The organism is Lyngbya sp. CCAP 1446/10, from assembly GCF_026130175.1.
In the GTDB taxonomy this organism is placed as follows: Bacteria; Cyanobacteriota; Cyanobacteriia; order Cyanobacteriales; family Microcoleaceae; genus Microcoleus.
This window is the reverse complement of sequence record NZ_JAIGNI010000060.1, coordinates 1-22,092: the sequence shown is the minus strand read 5'-3', so window position 1 is coordinate 22,092 and position 22,092 is coordinate 1. Positions and strand designations below refer to the sequence as shown.

At 44.2% G+C, this 22,092-nt stretch carries 21 protein-coding genes, 1 pseudogene and 1 riboswitch; of the genes and pseudogenes, 10 read left to right on the top strand and 12 right to left on the bottom strand.

What is annotated here, in order from left to right; translation table 11 throughout:
* Positions 1-79: 79 nt before the first annotated feature.
* The gene (locus tag K4039_RS21725) at positions 80-286 is read right to left on the bottom strand and encodes a type II toxin-antitoxin system Phd/YefM family antitoxin (RefSeq protein WP_265238444.1); all 207 of its coding nucleotides are present in this window, start codon (positions 284-286) and stop codon (positions 80-82) included.
* 19 nt (positions 287-305) lie between these two features.
* Entirely contained in the window at positions 306-554 is a 249-nt protein-coding gene (locus K4039_RS21720) for a type II toxin-antitoxin system RelE/ParE family toxin (protein ID WP_265238442.1), read from the bottom strand.
* Between the two features lie 195 nt (positions 555-749).
* On the opposite strand from K4039_RS21720, the gene clpB reads away from it, so the two are divergent.
* The 3 genes from clpB (at position 750) to K4039_RS21705 (ending at position 5,534) form a co-directional block, all read left to right on the top strand.
* Positions 750-3,365, top strand: a complete 2,616-nt coding sequence (clpB, locus tag K4039_RS21715) for an ATP-dependent chaperone ClpB (protein WP_265238440.1) — start codon at positions 750-752, stop codon at positions 3,363-3,365.
* Positions 3,366-3,756: 391 nt separating this feature from the next.
* Positions 3,757-4,839 carry a DUF262 domain-containing protein gene (locus K4039_RS21710; RefSeq protein WP_265238438.1) on the top strand — a complete coding sequence of 361 codons (1,083 nt, stop codon included), beginning with the start codon at positions 3,757-3,759 and terminating at the stop codon, positions 4,837-4,839.
* 2 nt (positions 4,840-4,841) lie between these two features.
* A complete protein-coding gene (locus tag K4039_RS21705; RefSeq protein WP_265238436.1) occupies positions 4,842-5,534 on the top strand; it encodes an MAE_28990/MAE_18760 family HEPN-like nuclease in 693 nt (230 codons plus the stop codon).
* An 88-nt stretch (positions 5,535-5,622) separates the two neighbouring features.
* On the opposite strand, the gene K4039_RS21700 is transcribed toward K4039_RS21705, so the two are convergent.
* The gene (locus K4039_RS21700) at positions 5,623-6,285 is read right to left on the bottom strand and encodes a hypothetical protein (RefSeq protein WP_265238434.1); all 663 of its coding nucleotides are present in this window, start codon (positions 6,283-6,285) and stop codon (positions 5,623-5,625) included.
* 507 nt (positions 6,286-6,792) lie between these two features.
* Positions 6,793-7,815 (bottom strand): YihY/virulence factor BrkB family protein, encoded by a 1,023-nt coding sequence (locus tag K4039_RS21695; protein ID WP_265238432.1) that lies wholly within the window; start codon positions 7,813-7,815, stop codon positions 6,793-6,795.
* Positions 7,816-7,969: 154 nt separating this feature from the next.
* Here K4039_RS21695 and K4039_RS21690 point away from each other — a divergent pair, with 154 nt between their 5' ends.
* Positions 7,970-8,611 carry a hypothetical protein gene (locus K4039_RS21690; protein WP_265238431.1) on the top strand — a complete coding sequence of 214 codons (642 nt, stop codon included), beginning with the start codon at positions 7,970-7,972 and terminating at the stop codon, positions 8,609-8,611.
* On the opposite strand, the gene K4039_RS21685 is transcribed toward K4039_RS21690, so the two are convergent.
* Both K4039_RS21685 and thrC read right to left on the bottom strand, forming a co-directional pair.
* A complete protein-coding gene (locus K4039_RS21685; protein ID WP_265238429.1) occupies positions 8,608-9,228 on the bottom strand; it encodes a Uma2 family endonuclease in 621 nt (206 codons plus the stop codon). The genes K4039_RS21690 and K4039_RS21685 overlap by 4 nt on opposite strands.
* A gap of 277 nt (positions 9,229-9,505) precedes the next feature.
* Positions 9,506-10,630 (bottom strand): threonine synthase, encoded by a 1,125-nt coding sequence (gene thrC, locus K4039_RS21680; RefSeq protein WP_265238463.1) that lies wholly within the window; start codon positions 10,628-10,630, stop codon positions 9,506-9,508.
* 487 nt (positions 10,631-11,117) lie between these two features.
* On the opposite strand from thrC, the gene K4039_RS21675 reads away from it, so the two are divergent.
* From K4039_RS21675 to K4039_RS21660, 4 genes are all read left to right on the top strand, one after another.
* Entirely contained in the window at positions 11,118-11,399 is a 282-nt protein-coding gene (locus K4039_RS21675) for a hypothetical protein (RefSeq protein ID WP_265238427.1), read from the top strand.
* Positions 11,400-11,658: 259 nt separating this feature from the next.
* Positions 11,659-12,711: a fatty acid desaturase gene (locus K4039_RS21670; protein WP_265238425.1), complete on the top strand. Its 1,053-nt coding sequence runs from the start codon at positions 11,659-11,661 to the stop codon at positions 12,709-12,711.
* Between the two features lie 197 nt (positions 12,712-12,908).
* Complete coding sequence (locus K4039_RS21665; protein WP_265238424.1) at positions 12,909-14,381, top strand: AAA family ATPase; 1,473 nt, start codon at positions 12,909-12,911, stop codon at positions 14,379-14,381.
* The gene (locus K4039_RS21660) at positions 14,378-15,085 is read left to right on the top strand and encodes a ParB N-terminal domain-containing protein (RefSeq protein ID WP_265238422.1); all 708 of its coding nucleotides are present in this window, start codon (positions 14,378-14,380) and stop codon (positions 15,083-15,085) included. The genes K4039_RS21665 and K4039_RS21660 overlap by 4 nt, the downstream gene beginning before the upstream one ends.
* A gap of 126 nt (positions 15,086-15,211) precedes the next feature.
* Here the strand turns inward: K4039_RS21660 and K4039_RS21655 are convergent, their stop codons facing one another.
* The 4 genes and pseudogenes from K4039_RS21655 to K4039_RS21640 all read right to left on the bottom strand — a co-directional run.
* Entirely contained in the window at positions 15,212-15,346 is a 135-nt protein-coding gene (locus K4039_RS21655; RefSeq protein ID WP_265238421.1) for a hypothetical protein, read from the bottom strand.
* 94 nt (positions 15,347-15,440) lie between these two features.
* Positions 15,441-15,644: a hypothetical protein gene (locus tag K4039_RS21650; protein ID WP_265238420.1), complete on the bottom strand. Its 204-nt coding sequence runs from the start codon at positions 15,642-15,644 to the stop codon at positions 15,441-15,443.
* Positions 15,645-15,687: 43 nt separating this feature from the next.
* Positions 15,688-16,995: a voltage-gated chloride channel family protein gene (locus K4039_RS21645; RefSeq protein ID WP_265238418.1), complete on the bottom strand. Its 1,308-nt coding sequence runs from the start codon at positions 16,993-16,995 to the stop codon at positions 15,688-15,690.
* Between the two features lie 127 nt (positions 16,996-17,122).
* Positions 17,123-17,500, bottom strand: a pseudogene (locus tag K4039_RS21640) (cation:proton antiporter); the annotation flags it as partial.
* A gap of 97 nt (positions 17,501-17,597) precedes the next feature.
* Positions 17,598-17,694: riboswitch (Fluoride riboswitch) on the bottom strand.
* 452 nt (positions 17,695-18,146) lie between these two features.
* Between K4039_RS21640 and K4039_RS21635 the strand changes: the two are divergent.
* On the top strand, positions 18,147-19,250 hold the full coding sequence (locus K4039_RS21635; RefSeq protein WP_265238416.1) for a Rho termination factor (modular protein): 1,104 nt from the start codon (positions 18,147-18,149) through the stop codon (positions 19,248-19,250).
* A gap of 293 nt (positions 19,251-19,543) precedes the next feature.
* Here the strand turns inward: K4039_RS21635 and K4039_RS21630 are convergent, their stop codons facing one another.
* Complete coding sequence (locus tag K4039_RS21630) at positions 19,544-19,684, bottom strand: hypothetical protein (protein ID WP_265238414.1); 141 nt, start codon at positions 19,682-19,684, stop codon at positions 19,544-19,546.
* On the opposite strand from K4039_RS21630, the gene K4039_RS21625 reads away from it, so the two are divergent.
* The gene (locus K4039_RS21625) at positions 19,683-20,417 is read left to right on the top strand and encodes a Uma2 family endonuclease (RefSeq protein WP_265238413.1); all 735 of its coding nucleotides are present in this window, start codon (positions 19,683-19,685) and stop codon (positions 20,415-20,417) included. The genes K4039_RS21630 and K4039_RS21625 overlap by 2 nt on opposite strands.
* 26 nt (positions 20,418-20,443) lie before the next feature.
* Here K4039_RS21625 and K4039_RS21620 read toward each other — a convergent pair.
* The coding region (locus tag K4039_RS21620; protein WP_265238412.1) for a phenylacetate--CoA ligase family protein at positions 20,444-22,092 on the bottom strand (1,649 nt) is incomplete at its 5' end.

Here is a 22,092-nt window from a genome sequence, read left to right as displayed (position 1 = left end):
AGTTGACAGTAGTTAGGAGTTATATCATATCCGCTCAATTACTTAAAATAGTTTGCGACTTTTGCCATAATTCTACGGATTAATTATTGAGTAATCCTAACATTTTCTTCACTTCTGCTAAAGGCATAGAAGGCTGATTTGCGTCTTCCTCTTTGGCGGCCCTCAAATCAATCAAATCTTCTATGTCAGCAATTAATTCTTGGAGTGCTTCAAATTCTTCATAAGGTATCACTGCAAATTCTTTTTTGCCGTTTTTGGTGATAAACTCAGGATGTAATGGAATCATAGATATTTCCTCCAGGCGTTTAAGTGTAAGCATCTTTGCGATGTTTGACGCGGTAGATCACCAAAATATCTTCCTCAATTTCAAATAAAACTCGGTAATCTCCTACCCGCAGCCGATATTCTGGCGTATAGTTTGTTAAGCGTTTCACATCCCCCGTCAAATTATTTTGGATTAACTCAATTTTAGTCAAAACTCGGCTTTGTACCTCCGCTGGCAAAGATTGTAAATCTTTGATCGCTTTCGGCTTAAACTCAACTGGGTAATTCATCAAAGTGCAACTTTTAGGCGTGACAGTTTACCTTTTGCTTGCGAGGGACTGCGACACATGACGGATATACCTATCTCAATATAGGGGAACACCGATCCGCTCCCCGTCCGTAACTTCGTACAATGACGATTATACGGGCAATTAAGCAATTGCCTCTAAAGTATAGATCGCTTTGAATTCAGGGAATTAAAATTTATGCAACCGAATAATCCAAACCAATTTACGGAAAAAGCCTGGGAAGCCCTCGCACGCACCCCAGAAGTTGTCAAAGCAGCCCAGCAGCAGCAGCTAGAAAGCGAACATTTGATGAAAGCTTTGCTGGAACAAGAATCGGGACTTGCGAGCAGTTTATTTAACAAAGCTGGAGTGACGATCGCCAAATTGCGCGATCGCACAGATGAGTTTATCAGTCGCCAGCCCAAAATCACTGGAACTGGCGGCAACGTTTATCTCGGCCGTTCCCTGGATACCCTGCTAGACAGGGCTGAAGCTTATCGTAAAGAGTACGGCGATGAATTTATCTCGATCGAGCATTTGATCCTAGGTTACGTTAAGGACGATCGCTTCGGCAAAAATCTACTGCAAGAATTTAAACTAGATGAAGCCAAGCTCAAAGATATCATTACCCAAGTCCGGGGGAACAACAAAGTGACCGATCAAAATCCAGAAGGCAAATATGAAGCGCTGGAAAAATACGGCCGAGATTTGACAGAAGCTGCGCGTCAAGGCAAACTCGATCCAGTCATCGGACGAGATGACGAAATCCGTCGCACGATTCAAATATTGAGCCGCCGCACCAAAAACAACCCCGTATTAATCGGGGAACCGGGAGTTGGTAAAACTGCGATCGCCGAAGGACTCGCCCAGCGAATTATCACCGGAGATGTGCCGCAATCTCTCAAAGACAGACAATTAATTAGCTTAGATATGGGCGCGTTAATTGCCGGTGCAAAATTCCGGGGAGAATTTGAAGAACGCTTGAAAGCCGTGCTCAAAGAAGTTATGGACAGCAACGGCAAAGTCATCCTATTTATCGATGAAATTCACACCGTTGTCGGTGCCGGCGCGACTCAAGGCTCGATGGATGCCGGCAACTTGCTCAAACCCATGTTAGCGAGGGGAGAATTGCGCTGTATCGGCGCTACAACTCTCGACGAATACCGCAAATATCTCGAAAAAGATGCGGCCTTAGAACGCCGTTTCCAACAAGTTTATGTTGACCAACCAACCGTTGAAGATACTATTTCGATTTTGCGGGGCTTGAAGGAACGCTACGAAGTTCACCACGGTGTGAAAATTTCTGACAATGCGTTAGTGGCGGCGGCTACTTTGTCAACTCGATATATTAGCGATCGCTTCCTTCCCGATAAAGCGATCGACTTAATGGACGAAGCTGCGGCTAAACTGAAAATGGAGATCACCTCCAAGCCGGAAGAACTCGATGAAATCGATCGCAAGGTTTTGCAGCTAGAAATGGAAAGACTGTCGCTGCAAAAAGAAAGTAATGCTGCATCGATCGACCGTTTGGAAAGACTGGAAAAAGACTTGGGAAATCTCAAGGAACAGCAAAGCGGTTTGAATGCCCAATGGCAATCAGAAAAAGGTGTCATCGGCAGCATTCAAAACATTAAAGAACAGATTGACAAGGTTAACATTGAAATTCAACAAGCTGAATTAAAATATGACCTTAACCGCGCTGCTGAGTTGAAATATAGCAAGTTAACCGAGTTGCAAAAACAACTGAAAGAAGCGGAAGCTAAACTGACAGCAAGTCAGATTACAGGTAAAACTTTACTCAGGGAAGAAGTCACGGAATCTGACATTGCCGAGATTATTTCTAAGTGGACGGGAATTCCGATCAGCAAGTTAGTTGAATCGGAAATGCAGAAACTTTTGCAGTTGGAAGATGAACTGCACAAACGGGTAATTGGACAGGATGAAGCGGTGACGGCGGTTGCAGATGCCATTCAGCGATCGCGCGCGGGTTTAGCCGATCCCAACCGTCCGGTGGCGAGTTTTATCTTCCTCGGCCCCACAGGCGTAGGTAAAACCGAGTTGGCGAAAGCATTAGCATCATACCTGTTTGACACCGAAGAGGCGATCGTCCGCATTGATATGTCGGAATACATGGAGAAACACGCAGTTTCGCGGTTAATCGGTGCGCCTCCGGGATACGTCGGCTACGACGAAGGCGGACAATTAACTGAGGCTGTGCGCCGCCGTCCCTATTCGGTAATTCTGTTTGATGAAATCGAGAAAGCGCACCCGGATGTCTTCAATATCATGTTGCAAATTTTGGATGACGGCCGCGTTACTGATGCTCAAGGTCACACGGTAGACTTTAAGAATTCTGTGATTATTATGACATCGAATGTGGGCTCTCAATACATCTTGGATGTGGCGGGAGATAACGAACTAATGCGGAGTCGGGTGATGGAGGCGATGCGGGGAACTTTCCGCCCGGAATTCTTGAACCGGATTGATGAGATGATTATTTTCCACGGTTTGAGTAAGGTGGAATTGCGGCAAATTGTGCTGCTGCAAGTCAAGCGTTTGGAAAAACGGTTGGCCGATCGCAAAATGTCTCTGAACTTGTCGGAATCGGCGATCGACTTCTTGGCAGAAATTGGTTACGATCCGGTGTACGGTGCGCGGCCACTGAAGCGGGGAATTCAACGCGAGTTGGAAACGCAAATGGCGAAGGGTATTTTGCGGGGAGATTTTGTGGATGGCGATACGATTTTTGTGGATATCGAGAATGAAAGGTTGGCGTTTAAGCGGCTGCCGGCCCAGTTGGTGACTGCTAAATAATTGGAGTTGCGGCAAAGTAGAAGAAACCGGGTTTCTCTGATTATTTAGGTTGCGTGGCGAGATATCTCGCCAGAAACCCGGTTTCTGGGAATTGTGCAAAGTCTTAGAAACCGGGTTTTTCGGATAATTTAGGTTGCGTGGCGAGAGTGTGAGGTTGTCTTCGATTTAAGCGGAGACAGCAATCATTTAGCCAAGTTAGGCCACTCTGCCAATGCCCTCGCCAGCGTATAAACTGTAATTTTGCTGCTGTTTTGAGTTGGTTCAATATGGGCGATCGCACTTTTGTCGATAAGTGCGATCGCTTGTACGAGCTCAATCCCACAGTTTTAGGGTAAAATTACAGTACCGATAGATCTATTCGCTCAGCAATACCCGATTATTATTTAAGAATATGCGATCGAAACTAGAAATTACCGAGCAACACAAAAAAGTTGATGCTGCTGAAGCCGAAATCCGCGACAAGCAGCAGCTAGTTAATTATGATACCAAAGAGTATCCAGTCGAAATACTCGTTCAAAAATATATGGAAGGAAAGGATGATGATACCAATGAGTTGTTCATCCCCGACTACCAACGAGAAATGGCTTGGGATGAAGCAAGGCAGTCAAAGTTTATTGAGTCTATAATTTTGGGGCTGCCAATACCTTATATTTTTGTTGCTGACATCCATGAGGATGAAAACGATGAAGCCCGTTTAGAAATAATAGATGGTACACAACGCATTCGGACTCTAACTAGATTTATCAATAACGAATTAACCTTGACAGAATTAAAGAAAATACAGACTTTAAATGGATTTAAGTTTGCTGATTTGCCCCTGGCACGTCAGAGGCGCTTCAACCGCACTACACTTCGGATGATTCAATTAACTGAAAGTGCAAATGAAGAAACGCGAAGAGATTTATTTGAACGCATTAATACAGGTAGCGTCGATCTCAACGAGATGGAAAAGCGCAGAGGCATACTGCCAGGCCCGTTTCTTGAACTGATTGAGGAACTATCTAAACATGAGCAGTTCCGAAAATTATGCGCTTTTTCTGAGTCTGCTATTCGCAGCCGCGAACCGCAAGAATTTGTGTTGCGTTTTTTTGCATTTTTAAACAACTATAACAATTTTAATAGCAAGATAAACAAATTTCTTGATGACTATCTGAAGCAAGTAAATGACGACAAGGAATTCGATCGCGAAACAATGCGGGCAGAATTCGAGTCAATGCTAAACTTTGTAGAAAAATATTTTCCTCAAGGATTTCGCCAAGGTAAAAATGGCGCGAGAACAACAACTCGGATTAAATTTGAGTCTCTGGCTGTAGGTGTTGCTCTTGCTTTGAGAGAAAGAAGCAATCTTGAACTAAAGTCAACAGAATTGCTAACTTCAAAAGAGTTTAAGAATTGCACGAAATCTGATGCCAGCAGTTCTAAAAATAAAGTAGTTTTACGCATTGAATATGTCCGCGATCGACTCCTAGGCTAAAGATGAACACTGTACTCTTAGATTTCAATACACGCGCCAATGAGGTAAATGATTACTTCATTTTTCTAGAGGGTTTGATCAAACAAACTACTAAATTAGCAGTAGCCGATAGTGCTGGCAACGACACAATACAAAGTCTTAATTCTGAGTTAGCAAAAACTCTTAAAGCTAATGGTTTTTTGTTATTGTATAACTTAGTTGAATCCACTATGCGAAATGCCATTGAAGCCATATTTGATGAATTAAAAGCTCAAGCAATCTCTTTCGATCGACTCAAACCAGAAATCAAAATGATTGTTCTTCAAAATCTTAAAAACCGTTCTCCTAAGAAAATTCATTTACAAATTAACCAAATATCTACAGACATCATCACAGCTACATTTGAACGCGAAGAACTATTTTCAGGGAATGTGGATGCTAAGTTGATTAAAGAAATAGCAGAAAAATACGGTTTTTCATGTAAAACAAAAGCTGAGCAGACAAAAAACGGGCAAAATCTTGTAGTTGTTAAAAGGAATAGAAACGACTTAGCCCACGGAGTTAAGTCTTTTGAGGATGTGGGGCGAGATAAGAGTATTCAGCAACTTTTAGAGATTAAGAATGAAGTCATAGAGTATCTACGTCAAATACTGGAGAATATTAAAACTTATCTTGACAATCAAGAGTATTTGGAAGTAAATACCAATAATCCTTAATTTTGGTGTCAGAAACCTGATTTTTCGGATAATTTAGGTTGGGTGGCGAGGTATCTCGCAAGAAACCCGGTTTCTGGGAATGATCAGTCTACTTCCGCACCATCACGGACTTAATCGCAGCATTCGGCTGATACTTATTAGTCTGATAAAATCCACCTTTCCCAGCACCATAAACCCCGGCAAATTGTTTTCCCTCAGCCTTGGGAACAAACATAATTTTTCGAGTCGGTTGTTTGGCAAAGACAACTCCTTCTCTGGATTCATTGTCTGTGTTATAAGATAATGTAGCTTTGCCGTAAATTGCCTCGGCTTGTTTCAATGTCATTCCCGGCCCTACGCCCTGAACAGTTTTATAATTGGCGTTTTCAGTCATCAAAAGTTCAATAACATCGGTATCTTTGAGCTTTGTACCGGCAGCATAGATAATCCGATACTGCACTTTGCCCGATCGACTAATCGCCACTGCATCAAAGTCTACCATAAAAGGAGACTCTACCTGAAACTGGGCTGTGGAACCCAAAGCCTGCTTGAGTTGTCCGAAAGTCATGCCGATTTTTGCTTCGCCAATTGTGCGATCGCTAATTGCTAAACTTGCAGAAGGAGCTTTTATCGCAGCATTCGCCACTTCCCCCAGCTTATTTGCACCTACACGCGCTACAGCAGCATCGGGACTCGAAATTAATCCGATGTGAAAGCCGATCGCCAATAAAACAGCTATCATTGATCCAGATAAAATTTTTACATTCAACATGACTAATTCTCCTAAATTTCAACTTCGACTATCAACTAGCATCTTCTTGACTATCCTGGGGATAACTTTGTTAGTTTGGATTCTCAGAGGAGTTGGCCTCTTGACATTCATTCCCGGCGCTGTTATTTGGATACTGATTTTGCTATCTTTTGTTGCGGGTATCCTCAGCACTTTACTGCGTAATTAATCGGGCATCCGTTCATTCAGTTGACAGTTGACAGTTGACAGCACTTTACCTGGAAGGAAGAGGATTGAAGCAATGAATAATAGTCTGATTTTAATTTCTCGCATTTAGGGGAGAGGCTTTAAACCAATTCTTTATGGTAAGTTAAACAATTAATCAGTCGGGGTCGGGGCGGGTTTACTGGCTTTTTCGTTTATATTATAGATTCGGGTGAACCCGCCCCACTACACCAACCTCTTCGCTCTCTCCTAGATAACTTCTTTTCTCAACATCCATCCGTTACATCCGCTACACAATCCCTTGCCGAACTTCCTTCCAAATTATCATTTTCTTGATAGTTTCATTGCCTTTCCCACTGTCACATTCAACTGAGCACCGCTCAACATCGCCAAACAAGAAAGATACAGCCATAGCAGCAACACAATAAAAGTGCCGATCGTGCCGTAAGTCCAACTGAAATTGCTTAAATGCAAAACATAAAACCGAAACAAAGCCGAAAGCAGCGCCCACAAAATAGCAGCAAAAACAGCTCCCGAAAAAATTGGAATATCGGCTTGATGGCGACTCGGCCCGTAGCGGTAAACAAAAGCAAAGGCAACTGATACAATCCCTAAAGAACTCGGCCACCGCCACAGCCGCCAAACAGCTAATAATTGGGACTCTAAAGGGCAATTTCCGGCGAGCAACAAGCAATTTTGGACATCTTTTAAATCGCAATTGGCGACGGACTCCAAGAAGCAACTCTGACGGGCAAGAGCTTGCACAATTAAGTCGCTGACAAATACAGCTCCCGATGCTATAATTAACAGCACAATTGTACCGATGCTCAGCCCTAATGAAATGAGTTTTGCTTTCACAAAAGAGCGAGTTCGATCGATCGGGATTTCATGGATGCGATCCATCGCAGCCATCGCCGCGCTCATTACGCCAGAAAATGCCCACAGTGACGCAAAAAAGCTCACCGAAAACAACCCTTTATTGCGAGTTAAGAGAATTTCTTTGATTAAGCCGCGAATCAAATTCCTAACGTCATCTGGTATCACTTCCCCCAAAAGACGGGCGATTTGATACAGTGTTGATTGCAAAGGTTCAAACAGGGCGATCGCCGACAAGACAGCCAAAAGCCCCGGAAACAACGCCAGCATAGAATTGTAGGCCATTTCCGCAGACAGCCCCGGCAACCGCTGCTCTCCCGCCTTCACTGCGACTTGCTTGAGTGTGCTCCAAGTTAAACACCGGCAAAACTGCCAAAAATCACCAAATTTGCTTGTGACAGCTCTCAGCAGCCTCAAAAGTGCCTTCAAAAAAGCTAAAATTACGTAGCGCAACCAGTAATAAATGTTCATAGCGCACAGGAAATGGGGAACTGGAAAATGCAAAATGAATACAGGGCGATCGGGCAAATGGAAATAAAGACAATTAATTAATTAAGCGATTACCCATTCACAATTACCCCTTCTTCAATCTAAAATCTAAAATCTAAAATCTAAAATAAACAATATGTCTCAAGATGTCAGACAATGGTTAGATGAAATTAAGCGGCTGCAACAGCAGTTAACAGAGGTTTCGCGCGATCGCGATGACGCTGGTGAAAGTGCGGCTCAATGGCGCCAACTCTATAATACCGAAGCGGAGCAACGCCGGAATGATGCTAAGTTCACTCAGCAAAGCATCAGTGCTTTGTCAGCGCAGATAGAGGAATTGCAGAATTTCTACCCGATTGAGCCCGAAGGTGACGAGGCTGGAGTTGTTCGCCAGCAGGAGGTTGAACGACTGCATACAGTTGGGGAACTTAAAGCTAAGTTAGCAGAAGTTCTCGAAGAGCGCGATCGGGCGATCGAACAAATTAAACAACTGACTCAAGCCCTCAAACAAGAAGAAGCCCGTCACGCCGAAACTAGCAGAAATTTAACCACCGCCCTCGGAGACGCCGTTGACTTGCTCACCAAAGCACAAACTGTTCCTACTACAAAAATGGAACCAGCACCAGCATATTCTTTAGAAATAGTACCTACTCGCACCGCAAATCCGGGCGAAACTGCGATCGAGATCCGCCAAACTCCCACCCAAACCGGCCGAAATCCCGCCCAGCTTTCACCTTCCAAAAACCAATTACTCGATCTACCGCCGTTTGGGAATTAGGAGTTAAAAATGCCACTTGTTGCGAATATTTGTTGTGCAGTTAGCTGTAAATCTGGGAAAATTGAGGAAATCAGTCGATCGCCCTTTTGAAACAACTGTCTTTGATACTCATCCTCTTGCAGCGTACAAATTGTAATTGTCGGCTGTTTGGGTTTGCCAATATATTCTCTGCCGCCAATGCCCAAATAATCAACAATCCAATACTCAGGAATTCCCAGCAAGGTGTAATCTTCAACTTTGCGGGCATAGTCGTTTGGCCAATTGGTACTCACGACTTCAGCGATTAGTTTAATCGAGTTTCCCGATGTAATTACAGGTTCTTGTTGCCACAATGGCTCATTAATCAGTCGAGTTTGATCTAATACCAGCACATCCGGGCGAAAGGCTGTTGTTGTTCCTAATAGTTTGATGAGACAGCGAGGGGGAATAAAGTAGGGTAAATCCAGACGGTCAATTTCTACATTTAATTTCTGTCCGAGAAAGGCGGATACTTGTTCGTGCGGCCCCATTGGTTCCATTTCGGTTAATTCACCATCGATTAGTTCGTAACTATTGCTGTCGCCGTAGTTAGCAATAAATTCATCAATAGTTAGAAGTTTTGGAGGTGATTGAACCATGATGTTTGTTCGTAACTCCTTAATAAGATTTTCTGAACCGCAGAGGGCGCAGAGGACGCAGAGGAAGAGAAGAGAGAGAAGATCACAAAGATTTTTCAGTTATACAAGAAAATTTTTTCCTTCTTCCTAAATCCTAAATAAGATTTTTCTGAACCGCAGAGGGCGCAGAGGACGCAGAGGAAGAGAAGAGAGAGAAGATCACAAAGATTTTTCAGTTATACAAGAAAATTTCTTCCTTCTTCCTTCTTCCTTCTTCCCTCTTCCTTCTTCCTTCTGCTTAAAATCCCATCGCCCCAGCTACCGCATCCAAACTAGGAGCAATTCCCTGTTTGAATGTGTTATTGCTGTGATTGATTGCTGTATCCGGGTCTTTTAAGCCGTTACCAGTCAGCACGCAAACCACCGTCGCTCCTGTCGGAACTTGGTCTTTTACCTTCAGCAAGCCGGCTACAGAAGCAGCACTCGCCGGTTCGCAGAAAATCCCTTCCTGGGATGCTAGCAAGCGGTAAGCGTCGAGAATTTCTTCGTCGGTGACGGCGGTAAAACTGCCGCGGCTGGCTTCGGAAGCTGCGATCGCCTGTTTCCAGCTAGCAGGGTTGCCGATCCGAATTGCCGTCGCCAAGGTTTCTGGGTGCGACACCGCTTGGCCCGTTACCAACGGTGCTGCTCCGGCTGCTTGGAATCCCATCATTCGCGGTAGGCGCGAACATTTTTTTGCTTGGTGGTATTGACAAAAACCCATCCAGTATGCTGTGATGTTTCCCGCATTTCCTACGGGAATGCAGAGCCAGTCGGGGGCGTCGCCCAAGGCGTCCACTACTTCAAACGCACCAGTTTTTTGACCTTCCAAGCGGTAAGGGTTGACGGAGTTGACTAAAGTCACCGGATAATTGACAGCCATTTCGCGGACAATTTCTAAGGCGCGATCGAAATTTCCCTGAATCGAAATTACTTCCGCACCGTAAAGCAAAGCTTGCGCCAGCTTGCCCAAAGCCACGTAACCTTCGGGAATCAACACGAAAGCTCGCATTCCCCCGCGTCTGGCGTAGGCGGCCGCCGATGCCGAAGTATTGCCGGTACTGGCACAAATTACAGCTTCGGCGCCGGCTTCCTTTGCCTTGGAAATCGCCATAGTCATCCCCCGGTCTTTGAAACTCCCAGTGGGGTTGAGGCCGTCGTATTTGACCAGGACGCGCACGTCTCTACCGATGAGAGATGCGATCGCCGGTGCTGGAATCAGGGGAGTATTGCCTTCTTGGAGTGTCACTACCGGCGTGGTTTCCGTCACGGGCAGGTAGGGGCGATAAGCTTCGATCAAGCCCGGCCAGCCGTAGTGTTTCGGCGAGGCAGCGCGGGCAGCGGAGTTAGCAGCAGACTGAGTAGCAGGTAGAATCAGGGTCACGATGTCAATGGTTTTAGGCAATGGCCAAGGAATTTACACTAATTTTAGCTCGATCGGTTAATTTGATGTTTAATACGATCGGTTCAGGTTAAAGTAACTTAATGGTGTCAGTAACTCAGGGCTAAAGCCACTGAGCTTGTAAGAGAAATCAAGCAAGCTGTACTGACCAGCCTAAGTCTTAACTGGCTACGTTATTTAGGTCATGACACCCTGGGATGCGAAGCTAGTCCCTTGCTCTGTCGCTAGTAGTTAAACAGTCTTAAAGTCACTGAGACAGTGCTGCTAGCCTGACAAGCCTTTATAACATTGGCGAAGCTAACATTACTCCGAAAGGAGCAGAGGACAACCATATCCTCACTGGAGGGGTAACCATACCGCTCCACCTCGCAAGGGGATTCAAGGCGATTGAAATCGCCGGATCGTTTTCCTCTCAGGACTAAAGTCTCTGAGCTTCCCACTTACCGAGCTTTTCTGTGAATGTGTAGATATGTCTACTCAATTACTAATGTCAAATAATTCATCCACTCTTTCCCGGCCTCAAATCACCGCGAGCAATCCCGAAATGGCTAGTTCTTCTACCCGATCGACCTGCTTGACTCGCGAATTAGATTTGGTGAAGTGCCCCTACCAAGCCGATCAGCAAGTTAAGTTCCTGCACCTGCAAGCAGAAATCGACTCCTTGCTGCTGCAAGTGCAAACCCTCAAACGCCAACGCTCGATCGCCCTTTTGCCGGCCCTCGACCCAATTTCTGGCAGCAACAGCAATTAGCAAACAACACCCGCTAATGCTAATTGTCCTGCCCCCTGTGTTATAAAAACGAATGTTTTGCTACCCGCAGTATTTTTTGCCAAAAGTGCTAGAAATTCCTAACTGCGGATAGCGATCGCTAGCATTTGCTAAAACGCGCTTGCCTAAAGCTCAACTCGTCTGCCGCAAGCTGGCAACGAGCTGATATTTTATGGCGCTTTTGTACTGCGTTAATTTTGTTAAGCCATCCACATGGCATACGGAGAATCGAAATCAATTTATGACAGCATCGATCGAAAAACCACTAAAATTGACATCCGCAAGTGACACTTCCAACCTGCGCCTCAAAGATATTCTCAAAACCCTGCCGCGCGAAGTTTTTGTCAAAAACCCCCGCAAAGCTTGGACAAAAGTCATCGTCAACGTTCTTCTAGTTGCTGTCGGTTATGTTGGCATAGCAGTATCACCTTGGTATTTACTGCCCCTAATGTGGATTTTCACAGGCACCGGTTTAACCGGTTTTTTTGTAATCGGCCACGACTGCGGTCACCGGTCATTTGCTAACCGCCGCTGGGTAAACGATTTAGTCGGACATCTCGCATTTCTGCCGTTAATTTTCCCGTTTCACGCCTGGCGTCACGGACACAATTACCACCACAAGCACACCAACAAAATTGGTGAAGATAATGCTTGGCAACCGATGACAGCAGCAGATTATGCTGCCGCACCCAAAGCATTACAAATCGCTTATCGTTTAATCTTTGGCCCGATCTGGTGGGTTGGCTCGATCGCCCACTGGGCAAAAGTACACTTTATGTGGTCGCGCTTCAAAGAAGGCCAACAGCGCGAACAAGTCAGATTTTCGGTTTTAGTAGTTTTAATCGGTGCTGCGATCGGATTTCCGCTTTTAATTGCCACAACAGGCATTTGGGGATTTGTCAAATTTTGGTTGCTGCCCTGGATGGTTTACCATTTCTGGATGAGCACTTTCACCATTGTTCACCACACAGCACCAGACATTTCATTTAAAGCACCCGAAGAATGGAACGAAGCCCAAGCACAACTATCGGGAACAGTTCACTGCGATTATCCCCGCTGGGTAGAGTTTCTGTGCCACGACATTAATGTGCACGTTCCTCACCACCTTTCAACTGCTATACCCTGGTACAACTTGCGCCTAGCCCACAGCAGCTTGAAAGAAAACTGGCAACCTCATCTCTATGAAACCAAATTTTCTTGGGCTTTAATGAAGCGGATTGCCGACAACTGTCACCTGTACAATCCGGCTGGCGGCTATCAGACATTAGAGGAATTTCACGCTCAAACCAAGTAAGTTTGAAACGCGATAAATCCCCAAAAAACCCGGTTTTGTTTAACAATCCGGGTTTTCTCAATATCACAATCCGCAGCATTTGTAACGCGATAGATGTTACCCTTTTGTGGGGTGTGTACTGCGTGCACTTGAGTTTGTGGGGCGATAGACACCGCACTGCTTTACTGTAAAATTTAAAATCTAAAATCTAAAATCGAATGGCTTTCAATCCCAATAACTGTCGCAACGAAAGCGAAGTAGAAAGCAAACTCATTGTCAGTTATTTGTTGCCAAAACTGGGCTATACCCCCGACACTTGGCACCAAGAAATCGCCTTTGGAAATATTCGCCTAGACTTCCTCTCCTTTGCTACCCAAGTTATCCCCATAGTTCTCGATGTAAACTCGCCCATGAGTTTAGTCATGGAAGCAAAACATCCGAAGGAAAATTTAGACCGCCATCTGCGGAAACTGAAGCGTTACTTAACAAGTTTAAGCATCCGCTACGGACTCATAACTAACGGTAAAGAAATTAGAATCTACGCTATAGTCGCCGATGATATTAAGCTATTATTTCAGTGCACCGGCCAAGATATTGAAACGAAAATTGATGAAATTATCGCTTTAATTGGCAGAGATAGTTTAAATTTTGTAAAAGATCAAGACAATCTGGAACTGGAAGATAGTAAACTTAATTTAGTTATTCCTGAGTTAATTAGCGAAATACCAGTACAACAAAACAATCCCGCCACGGCAGAACCTGAGCCAAGTCAAATCTCAGAACCGGAACAAATACCTGATTTAATCGTTCCCCAAAAAAGAGAAAACACTATGAAAATCATTGCAGTTTACCATAACAAAGGCGGCGTCGGCAAAACTACAACAGTAGTCAATTTAGCCGCAGCGTTCAGCAAGCAAGGTAAAAGAGTCCTAGTCATCGACTTAGACAGTCAGGCAAATACAACCTTTGCAACTGGTTTGGTAAAATTTGATGATGAAGAACAAGACGATTTGAAAGATAGCAATATTCTTCACGTTTTGCAATCAGAAGATGGTTATTCGATAGGCGAAGTAGCACGCAAGTCAAGTTTTTGCCATCCCGAAATTGATGTAATTCCTTCCCACATCAATTTGATGCACGAAGAAAACGAATTCAATCAACTAGATTACAGCCGACTGATTTTAATTCAAAAACTAGCAAAAGTAGAGGATATATATGATATTGTACTGATTGATACGCCACCATCTTTGAATTTTTTCGCTAGAGTTGCCCTGATTACGGCGGATTATTTGATTATTCCTTCTGACTTAAAACCTTTTGCCAATCAAGGATTGATTAATGTCAAGGATTTTATCAAAACAGTTAACGGATTCAAAAAACTAATCGGCAAGAAACCTTTAGAAGTTTTAGGCGTTCTCCCTTGCAAAATCTCCACTAATGCTAAATTTGTACAATACAGTTTGCCCAAACGGAGGGAGGCAATTCCCAAACGCTACGGTATGGAAATCATGGACAGCGTAATTTACGAGAGAGACGATTTAGCAAAGTGTGCAGAACAAATGCAAATGGTGGGAAATATGGAAATCGCCGATCCGATTTCAGTGCTAGACTTTAAGCCAGATTCCATCGCCTCTCAAGAATTTGAAATGTTAGCCGAAGAAGTTTTGGAAAAAATAGGTAAAAACTCATGAAAAAATTATTTCCGTCACTGGTTGCAGTGAAAAGAATTACTTGCACAGTGGCCCGTTCCAATTTTGCCGAGCCTGATTTGGAGAAATTAGCCAGACTAATTTTAGAATTAGGAGGATTGATTAATCCGATAATTGTCCGCCGCAACGGTATGGATGCCTACGAAATAGTAGACGGAGACTTTGAATACTACGCGGCAGTCAGAGCAAAGGAAATAGAAGCTCTCAAAGGCGAGACAATCGGAGCATTCATCCTGGAAGAAGAAAATAAAGATCTTCTCCTCGAACAACTTGCAATTCTCAGAAAAACCGCAATCACTGAGAATCCAATTGTAAGTGTGGTTACGCAACAGTCCTCCAGCTTTGAACAGCGGCTGACAAATATTGAAAGTAGATTGGAAAACAGAATTAATGAATTGAAAGCCGAGTATACGCGAGAAAAACAGGCGCTGATAGAGAGGGTTAAAGATGTTGAAAGCAGGATTCCCAAGCCAGTTCCGCTGTTGGAAGCACTCAACACTCAAGATAAATTCAAACTGGCGGCAAATTTGAAAAATGCTGGTCTCAAACCTCAAATAATAGAGAAAATCATCAACGGTCGAGATTTGGAGCAGTTTGCATCTTTTGAAAATGTGTTGGAACGCATTAACGGGTTAGGGGAGAAAACAATGATTAAGCTTATTGACAAGTGGCAAAAATATTTATAAGCTTTCAGCCATCTAAATTACATTTTTGGGGCATTGATATAAGCCGATCCGACAAACGTTGAAAAACCCGATATGACTCGGCGGTTGAAACAGATCCTAGACAAACTTTCGTCGCTCTCTAAGAGACTAAAGAATAAAGGGAATATTAAAGCTGGCTTTCGTATAAATCGCAATTGCGATCGCACTTAAACACTCTAGCGATCGCCCGATCGCCAAAAAGAGTAAAGATGAGTGAAGCGGTGTATAATTTGTGTCCCCCACCCAGTTAAACTGATCACAGCCGATTTTTTGTAGGAATTGCAGTCTGTTTTGCCGCCCGTGCCATCAAATCCACCAAACAGAGTTTTGTAACAGATCACCTTTCATAAATATTCTTTTTAAGTTGATCGGAATTACAGCAAAACATGGCCATCAGCAAGACTGGATAAGCCGCGAGTAAAAACCAACCTGCTGCTCGACTGATTTGCTTTTTAGGGGTTGCCAGCCAAATAACTAATACCAAAGCGACTAGCATCGCGATCGCGGGTTTATTTGACAGCGTAGGATCAGTAATCAGCATATCCGATTAACCGAACCATCTCAAATAAAGTTAGCGGCCGCGACTACTTAATAGTTTCTTCTGCATCAAAAGAATTATTATTTGCATGATTTGGCAACTTTAACTCTTCTTGCATTGACATAAAAGGGTATTTTCTAGAACCAATTCGCTGTGAACTATAAATGCCCGCATGACCTGAAAAAACATAGCTCATCACACAAGCGATCGCAATAAATACCCCGGATTCCAGACCAAAAAGTTCAATTCCCATTAAAGTTGAGGCGATCGGTGTATTCGCCGCACCGCCAAAGACAGCAACAAATCCCATTCCTGCCAATAAAGGTGCTGGTAATGCCAAAATTAATGACAAAGCATTGCCTAATGTTGCACCAATAAAAAATAGAGGAGTCACTTCCCCGCCTTTAAAACCTGCTCCTAAAGTTAACGCAGTTAACACTATTTTTGCCGCAAAATCCCAAGGTGGTAACTGAGTGTTAAACGTATCGACAATGGTAGGAATACCCAAACCAATATATTTAGTCGATCCCATCGCCCAGACACTCAATGCGACAATCGTACCACCGATCGCAGGACGTAAAGGAGGATAGGAGATTTTTGCTTTAAAAAGGTGGCTAATTTTGTGAGTTAATTTAGCAAAAATCATCGCCACAATTCCGAAGATTGCACCAGCGACAATTGCAGAAATTAATCCCATTGGAGTTACCGTTGGTACAAGGGGAGCATGACGATATACTGTATGGTGCAAACCCAAAACTAAGGTAATGCGATCGCCTATAACCGCTGCAACTAAACAGGGAAAAAGAGCATCATGGTTAATAGTTCCAATTGCTAAAACCTCTAAACCAAAGATAGTTCCAGCCAAGGGAGTTCCAAAAACCGAAGCAAATCCACCACTAATCCCAGCCATTAATAAAATTCGGCGTTCGGCGTGTTTAAAGCGGAATATTCTAGTTAATTGGTCTGCGAGTGATGCAGCAATTTGCAGTGCTGTCCCTTCACGACCTGCGGAACCTCCAAATAAATGAGTTATATCTGTACCTAGCAGCACCATCGGAGCCATCCGCAAGGGAATAATATTTTTGGGGTTATGAATCTCTTCTAGTAAAAGATTATTTCCAGCTTCTACCTTCTTTCCATATCGATGATAAATCCAACCACTTAAGAATCCAGCTATTGGCAATAATGCAATAATCCACAGATGAGACTCTCGCCAATTTGTTGCCCATTCTAAAGAAGCTAGGAGAGCGGCGGAACCTAAGCCGGAAAGAATGCCAACTATGCAAGAAATGATGAACCACTTGCTGAGTTGGGGTAATGCAATGAATTGCTCAAATTTCTCAAACCATTTCATGAGACAAACTCCTTTTGTTACTTTTGATTAAAGTGCAATTTCTGTAATTTCCGGCCGATTAACACAGTAATACACCGGGTTTTGAACGGTTTTTCTAGTTGATGAACACAGATTTTTCAGAGAAATTTGGTTCCTTTGCGTAAGTTACACAACCCAAAAGTAACCCTGTGGGAAAGTCGAATTTAAAAATTAGCATGGCAACAAATGCGATCGCAATTGCCTCGATTGCCGCTGGTAAAACTCCTAACCGCAGCACCACAGTTCCCTGCTGTGTCAGCTTTTCTCGATCTAATCCTAATCCCGCTTTCATCAGGATAATCATCACTGCCACAATTGGTAGATTATCCGCCGATTTCAGCACTTCTGGACTAAGGACATCGCTAACTTGTGGCCCTAAAACTATCCCCACCAAAATCATCCCAATCAAAGGTGGAACACCTAAGCGACGGGCAATTTGACACGAAAAAAAGCCCATCAATAAAATCCACAGCACACTAGCTAACATGAGATTCCTTTCTCCAGATCCTGAGTATGGACAAAGGCTTGCTAGGTATGAGAGATTAGTGAAAAGTTTTCACGGCCCTACTCTCCGGCAGCAAGCCAGAAAAGTAGGAGCCATCAGCCTTTTAGTCTTTCAATTAACGCAAGGAAAGAATGACGCTTAAGGCGGTTTTGGCGAGCTCCATCGCCATTAAAATTCTTATAGCATCTTTTGTACAGAAAGCGCAAGAAGATATTTTTTTGCAGAATCGCGATCGCACCTGAACACGCTAGCCCGTTACCGAAGCCCTCAAAGACGATCGCCCGATCGCCAAAAAAAGTAAAGATGAGTGAAGCGGTGTATAATTTGTGTCCCCCAGCCAGTTAAACTCATCACAGTCGATTTTTTGTAGGAATTGCAGTCAGTTTTGCCGTTAGCGAAGCCATCGAAGAGGATCGCCCGGGCTGTCACCCCACAGCCAGCCGCACAGGTACAGCACCCCGCCGATATCTCCCCCAGATCACAGAGTCTGGGTAAGGTGTTTGTCTCGCACCCTATAATTAGATTTCTTGGGTTAGTCCTGTGGCACTTAAAACGCAGGCTGTAAAGTGCAAATATACATAATTACCCAAACACCTGATTTTTATGACAAAAGGGGACTTGTAATAAGATGGATCGATCGCAAGATCAAAACCGAATAGTAGAATATTTGCGGATTAAGCCAATTAGTCACAGTCAAATTTACACTTCCCAAATTGCCGTACCAGAGACTCAGGGGGAGGAAATCCCTCGCGAACGTCGGGAAGCTCTCAGGAGAAGTCTCATCGAGCAAGGCAGCAACTTAATTCCTTTAATTGTACGTCCTACTGAAGCTTACAGCAACGAAGAAGAATATGAAGTTGTCTGCGGCTCAGATTGGTGTATTGTTGCGAAAGAACTCGGCATTGAGCAAATGTGGGCGTGGGTTTTTGAAATGACCGACGAGGAGGTAGTTGCGGCTCAAGCAGAAATGGAACATTTAGCTCCTCAACCGACTCAGAAAACTGCACAACTTGAGACTCTACTGCAACATTTTGAGCTATCATTTCAAAAAAAAGTAGAGAGTCTAACACAACAAATAGAACAATCTGTTAAAAAAAATGAAGACCTGCTAAAAAAACAAGTAAAAGCTCTAACTGAGCAGAATTTCGATCGTGACCAAATAGAACAAATTAAGCGTCTGCTCGAACAAGTTGAAAAAACATTTCATGAAAAGGTAGATAAATTGGCTAAAAAAATTGAACAATCTGGCAGCAATAGTTCTCCGAAATCGGCGGTTATTTCGGAGATGAATCTTGAAGGTGCGTTGAGACAGTTGGATGAACTGGAAAAATTGCTGTCAATCAAATTAGAGCGCACAGTCAAAATAATTAATCAGTTTGTGGCTGACTCGATCGCAGATGTTGAAAATGACCTAAAAAATCAAATCGCCACCCTCCGCAGCCAACTGGGAGCCGCTGTGACGCACTCAGAAATACAGCCAGAGACGAAAAAGCCGCCGAAAACGCAGCGTCAGAAGCAGTCGAAGGTGCAGTCGAAACCTCAGTTACCGCAGTTGCAGTTAGAGTTGCCGTTTCCGCCCCAGGAGGAAGACGACGAAGACTACGATACTCTTTCGCTGAGACGCTTGAAGGCGATCGGCAAAGAGCGGAAATTGCGGGGCTGGGCGCGCATGAAACGACCAGAAATTCTGGCCGCTCTCCGAGAAGCTGACGTTCATTCAGTGGACAGTTGACAGTTGACAGTTGACAGTTGATAGTTGACAGTTGACAGTTGACAGTTGACAGTTGACAGTTGACAGTTGATAGTTGATAGTTGATAGTTGATAGTTGATAGTTGATAGTTGATAGTTGATAGTTGATAGTTGATAGTTGATAGTTGATAGTTGATAGTTGATAGTTGACAGTTGACAGTTGATAGCGACCTCTACCTAAAAGGAAGAGGATTGGAGGAATGAATCGTCTTCTTTTAATTTCTCCCGATCAGGGCTCCGGCTTTAAACCAATTCTTTATGGTAATTGGTAATATTTAAAGACTAATTGTTTGGTGCTCGATCGCACTTTTTGACCAAAAGGGCGATCGCCCTTTCAGAATAAATAGTCCTGGGCATCCATATAAAAACGTTGCTAAAATAGACACACCACCTCTTACTCCTCCCCAAGCAGCCATGTCAGCAACCGCAGAATTAGCTACTTCTCAAGAAATACCAGAAGAGATACCTGAAAATTTTATTTTTCCTCCCAGCGATTTATACCGTGATGAACATTCGGTAGAAACAGAACTGCACCTCCGACAAATAATCCTATTGCTGCAATGCCTTGAATGGTTGTGGCGAGATAGAAATGACTTCTATGCTGCTGGTCATTTCACCATTTATTACTGTACACAACAACTCAAATCTCAAGACTTCCGAAGCCCAGACTTTTTTGTGGTACTCGGAACTGAACGCAAAACTCGGAAAAGCTGGGTAGTTTGGGATGAAGAGGGAAAGTACCCGAATATCATTCTTGAAATCCTGTCGCCGAAAACAGCGAACATAGATAAAAACTTTAAAAAACAACTCTATCAAGACACTTTCCGCACTCTGGATTACTTTTGGTTTGATCCAGAAACTTTAGAATTAGCTGGGTTTCATTTGGTAGATGGGGAATATCAACCAATTGCACCGAATGAATTAGGCTATCTGCGGAGTCAACAGCTTGATTTGAGTTTGGGAATTTCTAGCGGACAATTGCGTTTCTTTACAGCAACAAATGAACTGGTTCCTACTCCTGAAGAGGTTGCAGAAAGGGAGACAGGGCGAGCAGATGCAGAGGCAGGGAGAGCCGAACAAGAGGCCGGGAGAGCCGATCGCCTGGCCGCGAAACTGCGAGAATTAAATATCGATCCCGATACAATTTAGCGCCCGCCTTTTCCAAAGATAGCGGTTTACTGTCGGGTGTATCGGTGCTTCACACCCATCTGGAAATACTCTGCATCGCCCATCGCAGTTAATGTCACCAGAGGTAACTGATATTCGGGCGGCACGTAATTAGCAAATTCGCTGTTGAGGCGCCGCAATTGTGCGAGAATTGAAGACGCGATCGCCACTTTCATCTTCTCGTCGCCCTCTATCCCCGCTGCTAATTCCACAACCACCGATAAAAACCGATTTCGATCCGCATCTTCCTTGACTTGCAGCACAAATTTTCCAGTCACCCATTCGCTAATGGTGGGAGCTTCTAAACCTACGGTAACGTTTTCTGGGTAGATGTTAGCACCGAAGTAGGATACGGTAAAGTGCGATCGCCCGAATACATATACAAATGGCAGATGGCGAATTCCTCTCGGCAAATCGGCACTTTCCCTAGCCGCCACTTCCTGCAAATGTGCCACCGGATTAAATCCCCATTCTGCCAAAAAATATAGCATTGCTTCGTAAGAAACTAAACCGCCATTATCGGAAATGTGATAGCGTATGAGCGGGATGCCGTTGTCGCCGGAAAATAACAGCGTGCCGTCATCATTCACTTCAAAAAAGCGGCTTTTCGGATCGTACTGCACCAGAGTTGGCAACCGCGATTCTCCGAATAAATTGCGCGCTGCTTCCGGATTGTTGGCCAACCAACGGCGGATGCAAATACTCAGCGGTGTCTCGTTGCCCAAAACCCCCGCATCGGCAGTACCGTAGAGGCTCGCAGAGTTATAATATAGATTGTCAGTTGACAGTTGACAGTTGACTTGTCCGTAAGGGTTCTCAGAGTTATCAGCAATATTGTCATTAATACTGTTATAATTAGTGCGATCGCTCACCAAACCCCGCCATTCTTCGCTAAACACTTCCCCCGCAAACACCATCTTAATTCGATATTTTTGCCACTCCACACCCGCAGCAATCCCGCTATCAATTACATCTTTAATAAACGGCGGATATCCCAACAATACTACTTGGTCGAAATACTCCCCAAGTTCCCGCACTACTCGAAATATTTCAGTTTTATTATTCCCCGGTGTCACCACCGTCACGGGATAACCCTTACTCGCTAGATAGCGGCAGCAATTCGCCGTGTACATTCCGCCTACCCAAGTCCCCAAGGCAAAGCAGATTACAGCTAAAGTACGGCGGGTGTCGGCGAAAAAACTGTCGTGAAATATTTGTTCAAAACGATCGGCAATTTGCAACTCGTCGCTGATAAAACGAGGCCAAAATGTCGGGTTTCCCGTCGAACCCGAAGAAACAGCAATGAAATCGCAAGTTTCTAATTTGCCCTCGCGGCACAACTGAGGTAGCGGGTGACAGCGCAAATAATTCTCTTTGGTAATTAGCGGCAATTTTTGGAAGTCTTCAAAGGTTTGAATTGAGGCGGGATTGATGTTAAGTGCAGCTAGGAAATTCTGGTAAGCTGGTACTGTGGTAGCGACGTTTTGAAAAAGCACAATCGCCCCGGATTCCGGTTCTCGACTCTGCTGCTGTTGCAATCGTTCCTCAAGCGGCACGTTCAAAAACTCTTCAAATGCCCCAATTGCTCGCTGACGCGGTTCTAACTGCATGATTGGCTCCTTAATGGGAGAGGGGGAGATGGGGAGAGGGGGAGAGG

Excerpts from the sequence above, each read along its gene's own strand:
- K4039_RS21670 (WP_265238425.1), top strand. The coding sequence starts at position 11,659 with ATGACAGCATCGATCGAAAAACCACTAAAATTGACATCCGCAAGTGAC.
- K4039_RS21685 (WP_265238429.1), bottom strand. The coding sequence starts at position 9,228 with ATGGTTCAATCACCTCCAAAACTTCTAACTATTGATGAATTTATTGCT.
- K4039_RS21625 (WP_265238413.1), top strand. The coding sequence starts at position 19,683 with ATGTCAGCAACCGCAGAATTAGCTACTTCTCAAGAAATACCAGAAGAG.
- K4039_RS21695 (WP_265238432.1), bottom strand. The coding sequence starts at position 7,815 with ATGAACATTTATTACTGGTTGCGCTACGTAATTTTAGCTTTTTTGAAG.
- clpB (WP_265238440.1), top strand. The coding sequence starts at position 750 with ATGCAACCGAATAATCCAAACCAATTTACGGAAAAAGCCTGGGAAGCC.
- K4039_RS21700 (WP_265238434.1), bottom strand. The coding sequence starts at position 6,285 with ATGTTGAATGTAAAAATTTTATCTGGATCAATGATAGCTGTTTTATTG.
- K4039_RS21650 (WP_265238420.1), bottom strand. The coding sequence starts at position 15,644 with ATGCTGATTACTGATCCTACGCTGTCAAATAAACCCGCGATCGCGATG.
- K4039_RS21630 (WP_265238414.1), bottom strand. The coding sequence starts at position 19,684 with ATGGCTGCTTGGGGAGGAGTAAGAGGTGGTGTGTCTATTTTAGCAACG.
- K4039_RS21690 (WP_265238431.1), top strand. The coding sequence starts at position 7,970 with ATGTCTCAAGATGTCAGACAATGGTTAGATGAAATTAAGCGGCTGCAA.
- K4039_RS21725 (WP_265238444.1), bottom strand. The coding sequence starts at position 286 with ATGATTCCATTACATCCTGAGTTTATCACCAAAAACGGCAAAAAAGAA.
- K4039_RS21705 (WP_265238436.1), top strand. The coding sequence starts at position 4,842 with ATGAACACTGTACTCTTAGATTTCAATACACGCGCCAATGAGGTAAAT.
- K4039_RS21660 (WP_265238422.1), top strand. The coding sequence starts at position 14,378 with ATGAAAAAATTATTTCCGTCACTGGTTGCAGTGAAAAGAATTACTTGC.
- K4039_RS21710 (WP_265238438.1), top strand. The coding sequence starts at position 3,757 with ATGCGATCGAAACTAGAAATTACCGAGCAACACAAAAAAGTTGATGCT.
- K4039_RS21665 (WP_265238424.1), top strand. The coding sequence starts at position 12,909 with ATGGCTTTCAATCCCAATAACTGTCGCAACGAAAGCGAAGTAGAAAGC.
- K4039_RS21675 (WP_265238427.1), top strand. The coding sequence starts at position 11,118 with ATGTCTACTCAATTACTAATGTCAAATAATTCATCCACTCTTTCCCGG.
- K4039_RS21720 (WP_265238442.1), bottom strand. The coding sequence starts at position 554 with ATGAATTACCCAGTTGAGTTTAAGCCGAAAGCGATCAAAGATTTACAA.
- K4039_RS21635 (WP_265238416.1), top strand. The coding sequence starts at position 18,147 with ATGGATCGATCGCAAGATCAAAACCGAATAGTAGAATATTTGCGGATT.
- K4039_RS21645 (WP_265238418.1), bottom strand. The coding sequence starts at position 16,995 with ATGAAATGGTTTGAGAAATTTGAGCAATTCATTGCATTACCCCAACTC.